This window comes from Sphingobium sp. Cam5-1 (assembly GCF_015693305.1).
Classification (GTDB): domain Bacteria; phylum Pseudomonadota; class Alphaproteobacteria; order Sphingomonadales; family Sphingomonadaceae; genus Sphingobium.
In genome coordinates, this window is record NZ_CP065140.1 from 333,772 (window position 1) to 350,816 (window position 17,045).

17 protein-coding genes and 1 other annotated feature are annotated in these 17,045 nt (G+C 61.5%); of the genes, 11 read left to right on the forward strand and 6 right to left on the reverse strand.

Translation table 11 applies throughout. From position 1 onward, the window contains the following. Positions 1-225: 225 nt before the first annotated feature. Positions 226-1,431, reverse strand: a complete 1,206-nt coding sequence (locus IZV00_RS20195; protein WP_196227598.1) for an MFS transporter — start codon at positions 1,429-1,431, stop codon at positions 226-228. Between the two features lie 95 nt (positions 1,432-1,526). Between IZV00_RS20195 and IZV00_RS20200 the strand changes: the two genes are divergently transcribed. Continuing rightward, on the forward strand, positions 1,527-2,327 hold the full coding sequence (locus tag IZV00_RS20200) for an AraC family transcriptional regulator (RefSeq protein WP_230463508.1): 801 nt from the start codon (positions 1,527-1,529) through the stop codon (positions 2,325-2,327). Positions 2,328-2,423: 96 nt separating this feature from the next. On the opposite strand, the gene IZV00_RS20205 is transcribed toward IZV00_RS20200, so the two are convergent. Further along, entirely contained in the window at positions 2,424-3,905 is a 1,482-nt protein-coding gene (locus IZV00_RS20205) for a SulP family inorganic anion transporter (protein ID WP_196227600.1), read from the reverse strand. Between the two features lie 70 nt (positions 3,906-3,975). Beyond that, positions 3,976-4,031, reverse strand: a sequence feature (sul1 is cis-regulatory element that is thought to sense ions involved in sulfur or methionine metabolism; They are found in Alphaproteobacteria). Between the two features lie 319 nt (positions 4,032-4,350). Between IZV00_RS20205 and IZV00_RS20210 the strand changes: the two genes are divergently transcribed. The 3 genes from IZV00_RS20210 (at position 4,351) to IZV00_RS20220 (ending at position 7,216) form a co-directional block, all read left to right on the forward strand. Further along, entirely contained in the window at positions 4,351-5,883 is a 1,533-nt protein-coding gene (locus IZV00_RS20210) for a DUF389 domain-containing protein (RefSeq protein ID WP_230463509.1), read from the forward strand. Positions 5,884-6,703: 820 nt separating this feature from the next. Beyond that, complete coding sequence (locus IZV00_RS20215) at positions 6,704-6,994, forward strand: hypothetical protein (RefSeq protein WP_196227601.1); 291 nt, start codon at positions 6,704-6,706, stop codon at positions 6,992-6,994. A gap of 15 nt (positions 6,995-7,009) precedes the next feature. Beyond that, a complete protein-coding gene (locus IZV00_RS20220) occupies positions 7,010-7,216 on the forward strand; it encodes a hypothetical protein (RefSeq protein WP_196227602.1) in 207 nt (68 codons plus the stop codon). A 201-nt stretch (positions 7,217-7,417) separates the two neighbouring features. On the opposite strand, the gene IZV00_RS20225 is transcribed toward IZV00_RS20220, so the two are convergent. The 3 genes from IZV00_RS20225 to IZV00_RS20235 form a co-directional block, all read right to left on the reverse strand. Beyond that, positions 7,418-7,609, reverse strand: coding sequence for a hypothetical protein (locus tag IZV00_RS20225; RefSeq protein ID WP_044663410.1), 192 nt, complete (start codon positions 7,607-7,609; stop codon positions 7,418-7,420). Positions 7,610-7,690: 81 nt separating this feature from the next. Then, complete coding sequence (locus IZV00_RS21445) at positions 7,691-8,260, reverse strand: DUF983 domain-containing protein (protein ID WP_329604526.1); 570 nt, start codon at positions 8,258-8,260, stop codon at positions 7,691-7,693. Further along, positions 8,145-9,752 (reverse strand): phosphoenolpyruvate carboxykinase, encoded by a 1,608-nt coding sequence (locus IZV00_RS20235; protein WP_196227604.1) that lies wholly within the window; start codon positions 9,750-9,752, stop codon positions 8,145-8,147. The genes IZV00_RS21445 and IZV00_RS20235 overlap by 116 nt, the downstream gene beginning before the upstream one ends. 120 nt (positions 9,753-9,872) lie before the next feature. Between IZV00_RS20235 and IZV00_RS20240 the strand changes: the two genes are divergently transcribed. Genes IZV00_RS20240 through IZV00_RS20255 form a run of 4 tightly spaced genes read left to right on the forward strand, consistent with a single transcriptional unit; the run spans position 9,873 to position 13,890 of the window. Then, on the forward strand, positions 9,873-10,202 hold the full coding sequence (locus IZV00_RS20240; protein ID WP_196227717.1) for a helix-turn-helix domain-containing protein: 330 nt from the start codon (positions 9,873-9,875) through the stop codon (positions 10,200-10,202). After that, positions 10,192-11,892 carry a SulP family inorganic anion transporter gene (locus tag IZV00_RS20245; protein WP_196227718.1) on the forward strand — a complete coding sequence of 567 codons (1,701 nt, stop codon included), beginning with the start codon at positions 10,192-10,194 and terminating at the stop codon, positions 11,890-11,892. Before IZV00_RS20240 ends, IZV00_RS20245 begins: the two co-directional genes overlap by 11 nt. 24 nt (positions 11,893-11,916) lie before the next feature. Further along, a complete protein-coding gene (locus IZV00_RS20250) occupies positions 11,917-12,225 on the forward strand; it encodes an alkylphosphonate utilization protein (RefSeq protein WP_196227605.1) in 309 nt (102 codons plus the stop codon). A 36-nt stretch (positions 12,226-12,261) separates the two neighbouring features. Next, positions 12,262-13,890, forward strand: coding sequence for a Na+/H+ antiporter (locus tag IZV00_RS20255; protein WP_196227606.1), 1,629 nt, complete (start codon positions 12,262-12,264; stop codon positions 13,888-13,890). A 408-nt stretch (positions 13,891-14,298) separates the two neighbouring features. On the opposite strand, the gene IZV00_RS20260 is transcribed toward IZV00_RS20255, so the two are convergent. Next, the gene (locus tag IZV00_RS20260; RefSeq protein WP_196227607.1) at positions 14,299-14,775 is read right to left on the reverse strand and encodes an Rrf2 family transcriptional regulator; all 477 of its coding nucleotides are present in this window, start codon (positions 14,773-14,775) and stop codon (positions 14,299-14,301) included. A gap of 104 nt (positions 14,776-14,879) precedes the next feature. Here IZV00_RS20260 and IZV00_RS20265 point away from each other — a divergent pair, with 104 nt between their 5' ends. From IZV00_RS20265 to hmpA, 3 genes are read left to right on the forward strand one after another with little or no spacing between them, the layout of a single operon-like run. After that, positions 14,880-15,290, forward strand: coding sequence for a group III truncated hemoglobin (locus tag IZV00_RS20265; protein WP_196227608.1), 411 nt, complete (start codon positions 14,880-14,882; stop codon positions 15,288-15,290). Next, positions 15,283-15,558 carry a DUF1971 domain-containing protein gene (locus IZV00_RS20270; RefSeq protein ID WP_196227609.1) on the forward strand — a complete coding sequence of 92 codons (276 nt, stop codon included), beginning with the start codon at positions 15,283-15,285 and terminating at the stop codon, positions 15,556-15,558. Before IZV00_RS20265 ends, IZV00_RS20270 begins: the two co-directional genes overlap by 8 nt. A 40-nt stretch (positions 15,559-15,598) precedes the next feature. Beyond that, positions 15,599-16,810 (forward strand): NO-inducible flavohemoprotein, encoded by a 1,212-nt coding sequence (gene hmpA, locus IZV00_RS20275; protein ID WP_196227610.1) that lies wholly within the window; start codon positions 15,599-15,601, stop codon positions 16,808-16,810. Positions 16,811-17,045: the final 235 nt, after the last annotated feature.

A 17,045-nucleotide genomic window follows, 5' to 3' on the forward strand; every position in this document is an offset into this window, starting at 1 on the left:
GCTCTTTCTCTCGGAACATAGCATGCCAGCTATACGAAGATCGACTAACGTTTTCGCCGGCAGCAATCGCGAGACCGGCGTCCTTCGCACTGGGCGTACCGAGGACTGGACCGGCGCCACCCACCAAGGGAGCCATGACCTGGCTCGCCCGGAAGATGGCGCGTTCGCAGCCCGAAGCGCATCACTGGGTCATGGAGCGTGTGAGGCAAGGGAAAGCTGGCATGATCATTTCTTCCTGGGATCGGGCAACAGGATGGCGAGCAACCCGATCGCGGGCAGGAACGCGCAGATGCCGTAGACCGTCTCAATGCCCGAACGATCGGCGACCTCACCCAGAACGGCCGCGCCCACGCCCCCCATGCCGAAGGAAAAGCCAAAGAACAGGCCAGAGATCATGCCGATCTTTCCGGGGACCAGATCCTGCGCGTACACGACGATGGCCGGAAACGCGGAAGCAAGGATCAGGCCGATCGCAACCGCCAGTGGACCGGTCCAGAAGAGGTTCGCGTGAGGGAGGAGCAAGGTGAAAGGGAGCGCGCCCAGGATCGAGAACCAGATCACATATTTCCGCCCGAAGCGATCTCCCAGCGGTCCGCCCGCGATCGTGCCTAGCGCGACTGCGGCAAGAAAGGCGAACAGGTATAGCTGCGCGACGTCGACCGACACGCCAAAACGATGGATCAGATAGAAAGTGAAGTAGCTGGTAAGGCTCGCCATATAGACATATTTGGAAAAGATGAGGGCGAGCAGTACGGCGATGCCACCCAGGACTTTTCCTTGAGGCAGGTCGACAATGACTTTGCCACTGCCTTTCCGTGGGGACAGGCGCGCAAGGCCATGATGTCGATACCATTGGCTGACATTCCAGAGGATGGCACAGGATAACAGGGCCAGCATCGCGAAAAAGGCAAGGCTGGTCTGACCCCAGCGCAGGACAATGAGCGCGGCGGCCAGAGGACCAAGCGCGGATCCGGCGTTGCCACCGACCTGGAACATCGACTGGGCAAGGCCATGTCTGCGCCCGGCGGCCATGCGCGCGACGCGCGAGGATTCGGGATGGAAGACCGAGGAGCCCATGCCCAGCAGGGATGCGCCTGCCAGCAGCAGCCCGTAGCTGTGTGCGACAGAGAGTACCAGCAGCCCCGCCAGGGAGAAGAGCGTTCCGGCCGGAAGTGCAAGCGGTGTCGGCCGCTTATCGGAGTAAAGACCAATGAGCGGCTGCAGGATCGACGCGGTCATCTGGTAGACCAGGGTCACCAGTCCGACCTGGCTGAACGACAGGTCAAGTTCCGTCTTGAGGCTGGGATAGATGGCGGGCAACAGCGACTGCAGCATGTCGTTGATGAGATGACAGGCGCTGATCGCCGCGATTATGCCGAAAACCGTTGCGTCGGCGGCGGGGGCGGGCAGGGCTGATCGTGTGGCGTTCATGCTATTCTTGTCCTTGATGACAGAGCGGCCTTAACCCCTCCCGCAAGCGCCCGCATTCCTATATGGGACTATCATCTTCGCGATCGGGACATGCCGTGCCTTGGAACGACCCTGCCTTCGTCGAGAATATCGCTCGGCCCATTGTCGGGATCGGCAACGAATATCCGCCTGCCTTCGAGCTGGACTGGCATCAGCATCGGCGCGGGCAATTGCTCTACGCAGCACGTGGGGTCGTGGTCGTCAGCACACCTTACGGTGCGTGGGTCGCGCCGCCTGAGCGCGCGGTCTGGACGCCGGGCGGCTGCCCGCACGCCATCAGGATGGTCGGCGCCGTCAGTACCCGCGCTGTCCTGATCGAACCCGGCACGGATGGCTCGCTTGGTGACAGCAACAAGGTGATTCAGGTGTCGCCGCTGCTTCGCGCGCTGCTCGAAGCGGCGTGCGACATTCCGCCGGAATATGATGAGGACGGGCGCGACGGCAAGGTGATGGCGCTGCTCCTGGCTGAACTGGCGGCGGCGCCCACCGTACCTCTGGCTGTTCCTTTTCCGAAGACCGGGCCGATCGCCGCCCGGTGCCATGCCTTTCTCGAACGCCCGACCCCGCATGACAGCATCGATCAGTGGTGCAATGATCTGGGCATGGGCCGCCGCGCCTTCACCCGTGCCTTTCGCCGGGAAACGGGCCTTAGCTTCGGAGCATGGCGGCAGCAGGCCTGTATTCTCATAGCGCTGCCGCGGCTTGCCGAGGGCCAGTCTGTTACCGCGATCGCTTTCGACCTTGGATATGACAGCGCCGCCGCCTTCTCGACGATGTTCAAGCGGCGCGTCGGTGTCTCACCAAGCCACTATCTTCCCGCGGGTGAAGGGGGGACAAATGCAAGTACGGGCCCCTAGACCAAAGCCCATATGCGCAGTCCTCGCCGCTGGGACATGGCCTGATCCAATGGAAGGCCGGGCGGGGGCCTGACCCTTTTCATGTTACCATGTCGGCTAGGAGCGTCCGGTCGAAACGGCGGGCGCCAGCCTGTCGACAAGGATGGCGCTGGCCCGGTTGAGACCGATCACTTCCACTCCAATGCCATGACGGCGCATTTTCATGACGATCTCTTCCAATGCGCCAACGGCCGTGATGTCCCATAAGTGGCTGGCGGACAGATCTATGCGAACCATCGATGTTGTGTCCCTCAAATCGAACCGATCGGCAAATATGTCTGCGCTGGCGAAGAAAATCTGACCGGAGACGATATAGGTCCGCGTGTCTGTCGTCTCGTCATAATGCGACCTGACTTCCATCATGCGTGTCACTTTGAAGGCAAAGAACACGCCGCTCAGGAGCACGCCGACAGCCACGCCCGCCGAAAGATCATGCGTTGCGACCGTGACGATCACGGTCGCCATCATGACGATGCCCGATACCTTGGGATGGCGCGCAAGGTCGCGGATCGACGCCCAGGAAAAGGTGCTGATCGATACCATGATCATGATTGCGACCAGCGCCGCCACGGGCACCTGCGCGATCCATGGGCGTAGCGGTACCATCACCAGGAGAAGAAAGACGCCGGCGACGAGGGTGGACAGCCGCCCGCGCCCCCCATAGCGGATATTGCCGACCGTTTGCCCGATCATCCCGCAGCCGGCGATGCCGCCAAACAGCCCCGCCGCGACATTGGCAAGGCCCAGGCCGGTGCATTCGCGCGCCTTGGAGCTTGTGGTTTCCGTCAGGTCGTCCACGACGCTTGCTGTCATCAGCGATTCAAGCAGTCCTACTGCCGCCATGGCAATCGCATAGGGAAGCACGATCACCAGCGTCTCCCAATCGAGCGGCACGCCGGGCCAGGTGAGAGACGGCAGGGAAGAGGGCAGGCGGCCAAGGTCGGCGACCGTGTGGATCGGCATGGGAAAGGCGATGCTGATCGTGGTGAGCACGAGAATGCAGATGAGTGGCGAGGGAATGGCAGTCGTGATCCGGGGAACGAGATAGATGATCGCGAGGCCGCCCGCGATCATGGCATAGCTATGCCAGCTCACGTGCAGCATCTGCGGCAACTGCGCGGAGAAGATGAGGATGGCGAGCGCGTTCACGAAGCCCGTCCGCACCGATCGCGAGACGAAGCGCATGAGTATATCGAGCTTCATGAGGCCGAAGGCGATCTGGAGCAATCCGGCAAGCAAGGTGGCGGCGAGCAGATATTGCAGTCCATGAGCGCTCACCAGCGCCGCCGCGACCAGCGCAACCGATCCCGCAGCGCCAGAGATCATCGCCGGACGTCCACCTGCAAAAGCGATGACGATACCGATGATGAAGGACGCGAACAGCCCGACCTCCGGATCGACGCCGGCGACGAAGGAGAAGGCGATCACTTCCGGGATCAGCGCGAACGTACCGACCATGCCGGCGAGAATATCGCGCCGGGCGTTGGAGGCACCGTCGAACCATTCAGCGCGGTAGCGCGATAAAGAGGTGCTGTTCATGGGTTGCAGAAAACCGTCGAAGTCGCAGGGATGATGTAGCGTGATGTGGCGAATATCAGCCTGCGACAAACATTGTCCGGCGGATCGGCGGCCGGAATAGCCACCCGGATTTTCACCGGGTCCTTACGAATGGGCGGCTCCTAACGTCATGGGCTCACAAGCGCAATTGCCACCTCCCCGCGGGCGACGGGATTGCTGGATGGGAAGGTCGCGCATCGCGGGGCAAAGAGGGACACGCCCGCTCACCATGGCGGGCGTGTCGAAAGGCTGCGGCCGCGCACCCATGGTCGGCCCAGGCACGGGCGATCCGCAGGCACGCGTTGCACAATGGCCGGGTAGCCAACACTGCAGCCGTCTGGCGTTGCTCTTGGCGGCTAGCGCCGGTTGCGAGCACGCTTCCCATACCCTAGCAGGAACCGCTCTACCCCATTCGAGAGGTTATATCGTGGAAGTCGCTGACCGCGAAGGCAGAAGCAAGCTGCGTCGTTGGTGGAATATCTGGGTTGTGGGTGGCGTCGATCACGCGGCCGTTCTCGATCAGATAAGCGAGGACTCCGGCTGGTCGGGCCGCTATCTTTTTCTCGTCCTGATTTCCGCTTCGATTTCCCTTCTGGGTTTGTTGATGCCGTCGGTAGCGGTGCTGATCGGCGCCATGCTGCTCTCTCCCCTGATGATGCCGATCATCGGTTTGGGTTTCGGGATCGCAACGCTCGACTTCCGGGAAGTCCGGCGCGCCGCAACCGCCTTGGGCCTTGGATCGGCAGTCGCGATCATCCTTTCAGTTGTCCTGATTTCCCTCTCGCCGGTCCAGACGATCACGAGCGAAATCGCGGGCCGTACACAGCCCACTTTGTTTGATCTGCTGGTAGCCCTGCTCTCTGCCGTGGCGGGGGCCTACGCACTTATCCGGGGGCGTGGCGGCACGGTCGTAGGTGTAGCCATCGCCATCGCGCTCATGCCGCCGCTGGTCGTGGTGGGGTTCGGCATCGCCACCTGGAACTGGACCATCTTCTCAGGCGCACTGCTGCTCTTCATCACCAACGCGGTTACGATCTCGCTGACAGCCGCGCTGGTTGCGCGGGTCTATGGCTTTGGCAGTCATCTCTCGCCACATCATACCGGATGGCAGTTAGTCCTGTTTTTTGCAGCGCTTGGTCTTCTGTCTGTCCCACTGAGCGCAGCATTGAGGCAAATCGCCTTCGAAGCCCTCGCCCAGCGTCAGGTGCGCGATACCGTCCGTGCGCGCTTCCCGTCCGATGCACGCCTGAGTCAGGTCGAAATCGACTATGCGCGCTCGCCGATCCGCGTGCGCGCCGTCATGCTGACGCCGGGGATCGTTGCCCGAGCCGATGCACTGATCGCCGACGATCTCCAGGCGCGGCTGGGCCGCCCGGTGGACATCCATGTTGATCAGCTGCGCACATCCCAAGACGCGGGGGCGACAGAAGCGGCCCAGATCGCGCGGGCGAGCGATACCGGCCGCCAGAATCTCGATGGTAGCCGCCATCAGGCTACCGCCACTCTCGGCCTGATCGTGGGCGTCGAGCCAACCGCGGTGCGGCTTGAATTGGGGGATCGAACGCTGACAGCGGCCGCCGCCGTCTTGCCGGGCCTTGGTCTTGAAGGGTATCGCGCGCTCGAGGATCGTGCCCGGCGCGCGCTGCCGGATTGGACGGTGCTGCTGACGCCGCCCGATCAAGCAGTTTTGCCTGACGTGCGGATCGACCAGGGCGTCGTCGATGGCAAGGTGCTGGATCTTGCAGCATGGGCATCGACACGCAGATCGCAGGAGCTGACCGTAGAGGGAGGGACGGCCGCTCAACGCCGCGCCATAGCAGAGGGCATCGTTTCCCGAGGAGGACGTGCAAGGGTCGGGGCCGCGGCGGGAGCCATCCGGCTAGCCTGGATTGAGCGCGAGACGTCCATGCCGGGCGAGGGGCAGGGCGACGCCATCCAGGTCACCGGTCCGCGTCCCTGAAACCCGAAATTGCGCCGCGATGGGACTCTGTCTGGAAATCCCCCTTCAAATCAGCAGGGATACCGCATAGCGCAGGCCATTTCGGGCGGCTGTTTGACAACATAACCGTTGGACTATGGATTCACGGTCGGCGAATGCATGTTCCGGCGGCCGCGGCGATCGCACGTTCGGCCCCAACCCAATTGCAGCGGGTGACCCATTTCCCAGGCTGATCTGCAAGGAGCTCGCCAGCAGCATTGGAAGATGGGCTAAATCCCCAGAAGCTGCATCTGGGGGGCAGGCGAATGAAGCTCATAGCAGGAGCGTTGAGGGATGATGACTCGCTGCGCTGCGGCGGCAAATCCTCTGGGGCGTGCCGCTCGATAAGTGCGACGCCTTCTCCCTTCTATCCGCAATCCACCTCGAAGCAGAAGCGAGTCCATTCAGCTATGACGGGCTCCTTGCGGCGGGGTTGGGCAGCGCAGGGGCGAGGGTCCGCTGGACGGGCATGGGAGCGCTTGGGCCTGCGCTGAAGTCGCACCATCTGAACATCTCCACCCTGCCTGAGGGCCGTGATGATATGCCCGCCTGGTTAACATTTTATTAATACGCTATTTGGGTGTCGAACAGGGTTTTGTAAATGGGCGGTCTTCAACCCTGACGCATTATTCAGGCCGGTGGATGGGTTCGCGCTGCTATGATCGCGTCTGGCCTGGCCCGCGTACTTGCGGGCAACAGCGATGTGCGATAATATCGCAGAACGATATAATTATCTGTTCGGTAGGTGGAATCGCGAGGCGCTGCCCGGCAAGCTTTCCAGCAACCGAGAAGCGAGGTCGCCATGCCATTGCTGAAAATCCTTGTCGAAGCTGTCGCGCTGATCGCCGGCAGCGTTTTGGCAGCGATGATCTCGGCTGTGCTGGCCTGGAACATCGCACGTCGCCTCCATTGCCGCCGCCAGGCGTGGCTGATCCTACTCGCTGCAGCCGCGGCGACGCTTCTCGCTTTGGGTGACAGTGAGTTTGTGAGGATGAGTGCGATTCTCGGGATTGCAGCTTCAGCCGCACTCTATCTCCAGGGCGTGGACGAGGGACGAGGAAAACGCCAAAATGGCATACAGCGCCATCGTTAACAGAGAGGAACCAGCATGGCCCGGGAGCAAATTTGGTCTTATCCCGCGATTGTCGCAGCGATCGGCCAGGCAAGATTGCCGACGTTCGGCGAGATGCGCTTTTTGATGAGGCGGATTAGTCGCGAAACCCGCACCGTTCCTGATGATAGACTGCGCCGCAAAATCATACGCGATCTCGCGGGAGCGATTGTGCAAGGTCAAGAGGCTTCAGGCGGAGCCTGAACTCCGACCTGGCACTGCGCGTTCATGATGGACGCACATGTCCTTCACGCCGGCGGCCGTCGATGCCCGGGGCAATCTTGCTCGCCATCGGTGGCACGAGCCCAGTCCGCAGGCTGCTTCTCTGCGAACCGCGCCATGGCCTGTCGACGATCAACGCGGTACGCTTGAACTTCATTTCCGCGAAAAGGCTGATCGCGCAGATCAGTTATGCTGATCGTCGGACAGGGACAGGATGATGGCGACGAGCGCGTCCTCGGCCCGCTCCCTTCTCTGCGCATCGGTGGCCGAAAGGTCTGCCCGCAACCATGCCGGAAGGCGCCTCACAAGCTCCCGCAGGTTGTTGTCGCCGATCTCGGTCGGCGGCGCCCCTCCAGTTGACAAGGGGTCATTCATACAGGTGACCAGAGCTGCAGACTGCTGGTCGCGACCCGGACCGAAGCGACATTTTTTTCGATGGCGAATGGGCAATCCTCATCAGCCATCACCCGGCAGGCGTTTGAAACCGTGCATTGAATACCACCATTGGATTGCGATGATGGCGCCTTTGGCAGGCTGAAGCAAACTGACCATCAGGATGACGGCAAGCGGCAGGATAATGGCGACCACCACACCTGCCGAGAGCCCGGCATCCTTCGTCAGCGCGATGATGAGAGGCGCCAGGAGATGACCCGTCACAAAGATCGATATATAAGCCGGAAAGTCGTCCGCCTGTTGAGGCGTCCAGTCCTGACCGCATGCGCTGCAGTGCGCGACGGGCTTGAGGAATCGCGGGAACAGCCAGCTTCCGCCACAACGGGGGCATCGTCCGATCGCACCCCGTCTCACGGCTTCAAGGGCTGATGCGGAGACCGTCGCGCAATTGTTCCGGCGGTCTCCACGCGCAGCCGGGCATCGTTCGATGCCGTTGCCTGGGGGCGTGAAGCCTTCCTCAGGCATCGACCCTGGCCGTGGGGGCGGCCGACCGCACGCTTGCGTCGACATGATCTTCAAATTGCGCGAAATTATCGATGAACTTGGCCACCAGCTCTCTTGCGGTTCTGTCATATTCGGCAGGATCGGCCCACGCACCACGCGGATCGAGCAGCTTGTCATCGACGCCGGGCACCGCGATCGGCACCTCGAAGCCAAAATTGGGGTCCTCACGGAATTCAGCATTATTGAGGCTGCCATCCAGTGCCGCATTGAGCAGGGCGCGCGTGGCCTTGATCGGCATCCGGCTGATGCCTTCCATGGTCGCCTTGCCGCCTGACCAGCCGGTGTTGACCAACCAGCATTTGACCCCGCCCCTGGCGATCCGTTCCTTGAGCAGATTGCCGTAGACAGAAGGGTGCCGGGGCATGAACGGTGCTCCAAAGCAGGTCGAGAAGGTCGCCTCCGGCTCGGTCACGCCGATCTCGGTGCCGGCGACGCGCGCTGTATAGCCTGACAGGAAGTGATACATCGCCTGGTCCGGAGTCAGCCGGGCGATCGGCGGCAGCACGCCATAGGCATCGGCAGTGAGAAAGATGATGTTTTTCGGCACCGGACCGAGATTGTCCCGAGAGGCATTGGGAATGAAGTCGATGGGGTAGGAGCCGCGGCTGTTCTCCGCGAGCGAGGCGTCATCGAGGTCAATCTCGCGCGTGGCAGGATCAATCACCACATTTTCGAGCACCGTGCCAAAACGGCGGGTGGTCGCGAAGATCTCCGGCTCGGCGTCCGCCGACAGACGGATCATCTTGGCATAGCAGCCACCCTCGAAATTGAACACGGCGGTATCCGACCAACCATGCTCGTCGTCCCCGATCAACGTGCGGCTGGCGTCAGCCGACAGCGTCGTCTTGCCCGTGCCCGACAGGCCGAAAAAGACGGCGGTGTCGCCCTTCGGACCGATATTGGCCGAGCAATGCATCGGCATCACGCCCTTGGCCGGGAGCAGGTAGTTGAGGATGCCAAAGACCGATTTCTTCATCTCGCCCGCATAGGCGGTCCCGCCGATGAGGATCAGCTTCTCGGTCAGGTTGACGGCGACCACCGTCTCGCTGCGCGTGCCGTGGCGCGCAGGATCGGCCCGGAAACTGGGAAGGTCGATGATGGTGTACTCGGGCAGGAATGCGTCGAGCTCTGCGGCGGTAGGGCGCACAAGCAGGGTGCGCACGAAGAGACTGTGCCAGGCGAGCTCCGTGATGACGCTCACCTGAACGCGGTGCTCGGGCTGCGAGCCGCCGAAGAGATCCGCGACGTAAAGCCTGGTCCTGCCCTCCATGACCTTTACGAAATCGGCGCGCAGATTGGCGAAATGTTCAGGCGTCATCGCTACATTGGTTTTGCCCCACCAGACGCTGCTTTCGGTTTCCACGTTCCGGACAATGAACTTGTCCTTCGCCGAACGCCCGGTGTGCTTGCCCGTCGCAACCACGAACGGGCCGTCCTTGGCAAGCAATCCCTCGCCGTTCCGGACTGCTTCCTCGATGAGTTGCGCCGTTCCGAGATTGCGCTGAACCTTTGGATCATCGTTGAGATTGGCCAGCAGGGTACGGCCGAAGAGGTTGGGCATGACTATACTCCTTGAACCTTATGTCATCGAGCGATGAAAATCCCGTGACAGCCCGTTAGCATATGGCATATGTGAAAGGTAAGATTGTAATTTGATGTCTTAAACATCATGGAGGTTTCGTTGATCACATCGCAGCAAATGCGTGCCGCACGCGCCCTCCTGGGCCTCGACCAGCGCGGTCTTGCTGCCCTCTCAGGCGTTTCGCTTCCAACCATCCAGCGGATGGAGGCCTCCGAGGGCCAGGTGCGGAGCGTCGTCGACACGCTGGTGAAAGTCATCAACGCGCTGGAAGCAGCCGGTATCGAGATCATCGGTGAAAATGCACCGAGCAGCGGGGCAGGACGCGGCGTACGCCTCAAGGAAACGGCCGCCGGCAAGGGGCCCCGGCGTGTCCCGTCTGTGCTGTTCGACCAGGCTGAGGAGCCGGGCAGTGACGACAATGCCCGGTGACGCACGACGCATTGCCTTCACGCCCAAGCTGATCACGGTTCTGCACGAAGGCTATACGCCAGTGGATTTCCGCCGGGACGCCTTGGCGGGCCTGACCGTCGCTATCGTCGCATTGCCGCTTGCCATGGCGCTTGCAATTGCCAGCGGGGCCTCGCCTGACAAAGGGCTTGTGACCGCAGTCGTCGCAGGGTTCCTCATATCTCTGCTGGGCGGATCGCGCGTCCAGATCGGCGGACCGACCGGAGCTTTCGTGGTCGTCGTGTTCAACGTGATCGCGCAGCACGGGCTGGATGGACTTGTTCTGGCTACCCTGATGGCGGGATTCATTCTGATTGGAGCGGGCTACGCTGGCCTTGGCAACCTGGTGCGCTTCATTCCGCAGCCGGTCATCACCGGGTTCACTGCGGGCATCGCGGTGATCATTGCATCGAGTCAGGTCAAGGATTTCCTCGGACTGTCCATGACCCAAGTGCCGGCCGATTTCCTTCCCCGATGGGGCGCCTATTTCAGGGCGCTGGACAGCGTTGAGATCGGGGCTTTGGCCATAGGCGCGGGGTCATTGGCGCTGATCATCTCCTTGCGCAAATGGGCGCCGCGCTTGCCGGGGTTCCTGATCGCCGTTCTTGCCGCATCCGCTGTCGTGACGCTGCTGCACTTGCCGGTCGAGACAATCGGATCGCGATTTCCCGACTTGCCGACGGGATTGCCCGCTCCTGCGCTGCCCGACATTTCGCTTCTCAAGATACAGTCGCTGATACCGTCCGCGTTCACCATAGCCTTTCTGGCCGGCATCGAGGCCCTCCTGTCTGCGGTCGTCGCTGATGGCATGATCGGTTCCCGGCATCGTTCCGGCCAGGAACTGGTCGGCCAAGGTGTCGCCAATCTGGCTTCGGCGTTGCTGGGCGGGTTGCCCGCGACCGGTGCGATCGCCCGCACCGCCACCAATATCAGGGCCGGCGGCATTACGCCAATTGCCGGAATGTTGCATGCGGTATTCCTGCTGCTCTTCATGCTCTTCGCGTCCCGTCTCATGGCCTATGTGCCGCTGGCCGCGCTGGCAGCGATCCTGTTCATGGTCGCATGGGGCATGAGCGAACATCACCGGTTCATCCAGCTGCTGAGGATGCCCAACGGAGATCGCGCGCTGCTGCTGCTGACCTTCTTCCTGACGGTGCTGGTCGATTTGACCGTCGCCATTGGCGTCGGCGTGACGCTGGCCTCGCTGGTCTTCATGATGCGTATGAGCCGTACCGTCGAGATAGCGAGCGACCGGCAGGCTTCCTCGCGCGAGGATGAGAACGAGGAAATCGACCAGCGTGTGGCACTGCCAGATGGCGTCGAGATATTCCGGATCGACGGACCGATCTTCTTTGGCGTGGCCAATGAGCTGCTCGATACGCTGCGTCGCATCGGTCCTGTCCCGCAGGTCATCATTCTGCGGATGCGACGGGTTCCGCTGCTCGATGCAAGCGGTGTGGCCACGATTGGCGAGATTGTCGCCCGGGCTGCGGCGACAGGCACGCAAATCATTCTTTCCGGCGTTCAGGCCCAACCCATGGCGATGCTGGAGCGCGGCGCGCTCGGGGTCCAGAGTCGGCGCCTCATCCACAGCGCGGACCTGCCCGAGGCGTTGCGCGTGGCCGCCGCAATCACAGTCGCGCCGCCGGCAGGCCGGATGCGCCTCCACTGATCAACAGCCTACAGGATCATGCCAATGACCGATGACAACGATGATTATGTCTATGATGAAGCTACGGGTGAATGGATAAGCGCCGCTGACGCGGCCACGCGAGCTACAGCCCTTGATCGGATCGAGGTACGGGACTCCGCCGGAAATCTGCTCGCGGATGGCGATAGCGTCATAACGATCAAGGATCTTAAGGTCAAAGGGGCGGGTCAGACCCTTCGGAAGGGGACCGTCATCAAGTCGATCCGGCTCACAGGAGATGCCCAGGAGATTGACTGCCGTTATGAGGGCATCAAGGGTCTTGTCCTTCGAGCGGAATTCGTGCGCAAGCACTGATCCCTCGCATCTGCCTCCCACAACGCGGAACACGCCTTGGAAACCATCACGATCATTTTGCTCCTTCTGCTCGCGGTCATCATCAGCGGCATCGTATCGCGCGCCGTGCCGTTGCCGTTGCCTCGGCCGCTCTTCCAGATCGCGCTCGGTGCCGTGATCGGCCTCACCGCCGACTGGCGCGTGACGCTCGATCCCGAGATCTTCTTTCTGCTGTTCCTGCCGCCGCTGCTCTTCCTCGATGGTTGGCGCATCCCGCGAGAGGAACTGTTCAAGGACGGAAAGACTGTCATCGAGCTGGCGCTCGGGCTCGTTGTCTTCACCGTTGTCGGCATGGGATGGTTCATTCACTGGATGATCCCCTCGATACCGCTCGCGGTGGCCTTCGCCCTTGCCGCTGTCGTTTCGCCGACCGACCCGATCGCCGTCTCGGCGATTGCTCAACGTGTACCGATCCCCAAGCGCATGATGCACATTCTGGAGGGAGAATCGCTCCTCAACGACGCTTCCGGCCTCGTCTGTCTTCGCTTTGCCATCGCCGCGGCCCTGACCGGCGCCTTCACGATCCATGAGGCGGCGCTGAATTTCCTGTGGGTGGCATTTGGCGGAATCGCCGTCGGCACGGGCCTCACCTGGATGGTGTCGCGCGCCAAGAACTGGGTCAGCCGCAGGCTCGGCGAAGAAGGCGGCGCGCAGATCCTCATCAGCCTGCTCATTCCTTTTGGCGCCTATCTGCTCGCTGAGCACTTGCACTGCTCAGGTATCCTCGCTGCGGTCGCTGCCGGTCTCACCATGGGATTTGTCGAATCGACGGGCGAGCTGGAAGCAACGACACGGATTCGCCGCAACACGGTATGGGATACGATCCAGTTCACCGCCAACGGCGTCATCTTCGTGCTGCTTGGCGAACAGCTACCCGGGATTCTTGCCGGCGCGGCCGATACAGTCCGGCAGGCCGGCCATCACGAACCCTGGTGGCTCGCAATCTATGTGCTCGCGATCAATGTCGGTCTCGCGGGCCTGCGTTTCCTCTGGGTGTGGCTCTCATTCCGTTTCACCTTCTTCCGGGCCGGCGATTGGCGACAAACTCCCAATTGGAGGCTCGTTGCCGCCATGTCGTTCGCAGGCGTGCGCGGTGCGATCACCCTGGCGGGCGTCCTCACCCTGCCGCTCACAATGACCGACGGGACGGATTTTCCTGCACGCGACCTGGCCATTTTCCTCGCGATGGGGGTCATCATCGTTTCGTTGATCGCGGCAAGCATCGGCTTGCCGCTATTGTTGCGAGGCCTGGCGATGCCTGCCGAGGCGTCGCAGGTGGCGGAGATCGACGCAGCCCGGATCTCTGCGGCGGAGGCCGCCATCGCAGCGATCGAGCGGGCGCAGCATAATATGGCAGATGGACGAACTGACGCCGATCTTTATGTCGCCGTGGCAGCGCGAATCATGGAGAGCTATCGCGCCCGGATCGAGGCGCGTCAGTCCGCAACTGCCAATGGGGGACGCGGGAGACAGCTGGAGGGAATTGAGCGCGAGATGAGACTGGCGGCGCTCAGGGCCGAGCGCGCGCAGCTATATCGCCTCGTGCGGCGGCGCGAGCTGGGGAGCGAGGCTGCGCGCCGGCTGGTGCGGGAACTGGATCTTATGGAAGCCCGCTACTCAGCATAGCCTGGCTGATTGAAGCGGCCGCCCGAAGGAAGGCGCTGTCGATGCTGTGAGCGTTCATGGGTGCTGCGCGATGATGGAGGACCGCAAGGGTCAGGCATCAGCAAAAATGTCTCCGCTCCCTCCGCCTGCACTGGTCTCCCGGCAAGCGTAAACCAGGGAATTTACGCTTGCCAGGAGTGGGTGGCCCATGGCTCAAATGCCGGACCGTGCATCCGCGTAGATTTCATCAATTTGAAAAGCAATCATCCCAGGGGTGAGAAGCGCGCGACCCGCGACGGATGGAATCAATGCTTGTACGAGCGCCAGGACATGGCGTTCAATTCGTCGTTGTTGAAGTTGGAACCCGACAATCGCATGCTGAGCGCAGCAAGCCCGGTCTCTGCTGGCAAATTCCTGCCGAGATGGCCGTCAGGGCAATGGCCGGGGGACAGCTTGCGTCTCGGCCAGAGGGTTCGGCAGGGAGGATGATGCGGCTGGCAGCCAGCCGTCCCCCAACCGGCGTTTCGTCATGAGATCGGCGAGAGAATAGCTGTCCAGCACCAAGAGGAAGGCGGACACCGCTTCCTTGAGCACAGCTGTCATCCCGCAAAGAGGTGCAATGGCGCAGCTAGCGCAATCGACCAGATCAAATCCTTCTTCAGTGTGACGGACCAGCGCACCCATGTTGATCTCGCCGGGCGGCTTGCCCAGTCGAATACCTCCGCCGCGCCCGCGGACGCTTTCGAGATATCCGGCCCTGGAGAGGTCATTGACCACCTTCATGAGATGGTTCTGCGAAATGCTGTAGGCACGAGCGATCTCAGCAATGGAACACAGGCGGTCGGGCCGCGCGGAAACAAAGAGCAGCACCCGGATGGAATAGTCGGTGAACAAGGTCAGCTTCATGACCGTTTCCCAATGTCGCGCGGCCGATCATTATAGGCATCTTACTTGCATCTTTCAAAGTGGCGGTATAGATGCATTCGAGATGCATGATTGGAGAATGAGTCGTGGAAGACGTCTCCGGGATCGACGAAGCAGAGCTCTCCCGACTTGTGGGCGCTTTCTACAATCGCGTGCGAACGGACCCTGAGCTGGGGCCCATCTTCAACGAAGCGATCAACGATTGGCCACACCACCTTGAAAAATTGACGGATTTCTGGTCGTCGGTGATGTTGGGCACCGGACGTTACAAGGGACGTCCTGTTCCTGCTCATTTGAAACACAAAGATGCCATCACGACGGAGATGTTCGAGCGTTGGCTTGCGCTCTGGCAGCAGACGACGAACGAGTTGTTGCCGGCGGAGGCGGCCGCGGCCCTCCAGTCCCGGGCGGCGCGAATAGCCGAGAGTCTGCAGCTTGCAATGTTCTTTCACCTGCCGACAGAACAAGGCACAAACCGGAGCGCATTGCGTGGTTGAGCCGATCCCTTATCGGTCCACGCCCATATTCGACCAGGATACGCTGCCCAAGGCATTGCGCGTGCGCCATGACACGAAGGAAGGCGTCTGGGGGCTGATCCGCGTACTTGAGGGGCGCGTCCGGCTCATCTGCCTCGATCCGCCCTCAGAAGCAATTTTAACGCCTGATAATCCTGGCCTGGTGCTTCCCCGGCAGCCCCATTTTGTCCAGCCAATCGGCCCCATGAAAATGCAAGTCGATTTCTACGATCAGGCGCCTTTTTCCTGATCGACCGCCCGGCCCCAAATCCGCAGCATAGGAGGTATCGATGTCACAACCCCTGAACGACCAGACGATCGCGCTCGTCAAAGCTACCGTTCCCGCGCTGGAGGCCCATGGGCTTGATATTGTACATGAAATGTATGCGCGCATGTTCCAGAATCCCGATATCCGTGATCTTTTCAATCAGTCGCATCACGGCGATGCGGGTTCGCAGCCTCGTGCCTTGACCGGCGCCATTCTGGCCTATGCCAGCAACATCGATAATCTGGGCGCGCTTGCTCCGGCTGTCGAACGGATTGCGCAAAAGCATGTCGGCCTGCAGATCAAGCCGGATCATTATCCTCATGTTGCAGAGGCGCTGCTGGGGGCGATCAAGGCTGTGCTGGGCGACGCGGCGACAGACGAGATTTTGGGCGCCTGGGGAGAAGCCTATTGGTTCCTCGCCAATATCCTGATCGCACGGGAAAATCGTATCTACACCGAGCAGAAGGACACGGCCGGGGGCTGGAATGGGTGGCGCGATTTTCATGTTGAAGAAGTCGTGCGCGAGAGCAGCGTCATCCATTCGTTCGTGCTGCGCCCGGTGGACGGTGGTCCGGTCATGGCGCACAGGCCCGGCCAATATCTCACTTTCTGGCTGGAGATTTCCGGTCAGGCGCCGCTCAAGCGCAATTATTCAATCTCTGCGGCGCCCAACGGGCGGACCTATCGCATTTCCGTCAAGCGCGAACCTCACGGGCTTGCATCCGGCTGGCTCCACGAGGAAGCCGCGGCTGGGACAGTTCTCAAGGTGGCTGCTCCCGCCGGCGAATTCTTTCTGGCCGATCCTGTCACGCGGCCGGTGGTCCTGCTTTCGGGCGGTGTGGGTTTGACCCCGATGGTGGCCATGCTCGAGGCGCTCATCGAAGGTGGGTCTGAGTTCCCCATCCATTATGTCCACGGCACGCATGACCACAAGACGCATGCGATGCGCGACCATGTCCGCGCGCTTGCTGCCAGGGGAAAATCGGTCAAGGTGACAGATTTCCATCAGAATCCGCTTCCGGGCGAGGTTGAAGGTCGCGACTATGACGTGGCAGGGATCATCACGGACGACTGGCTGATCGGCAACACGCCGGTTGACGATGCGGATTATTATATTTGCGGGCCGCGCCCCTTCTTGCGCCATGCTGTTTCCACTCTGTCGCTCGCGGGCGTCCCGGCAACGCGCATCCACTATGAATTTTTTGGTCCCGCAGACGAGTTGCTTGCAGCCTGAACGAAGGCGGGGCGGAGGCAGGCAGTGGCCATGACATTGTCAGTTCCGCCCCTTTGCCCTCCTTGGCGTTTGCGTGCATCGCCTTGAAGCACATCATAATATTTGTAGTCATCCTGCAAAAACATTCATTTGCGTCATGAACCTGGCTTGCCCAAACCGGACATCAGGCCGTCATGGTGAAAGACCGCTTCGAATGCTGTTCCGACAGGAGAGGATGTCCAGGAGAGGGCAGCGG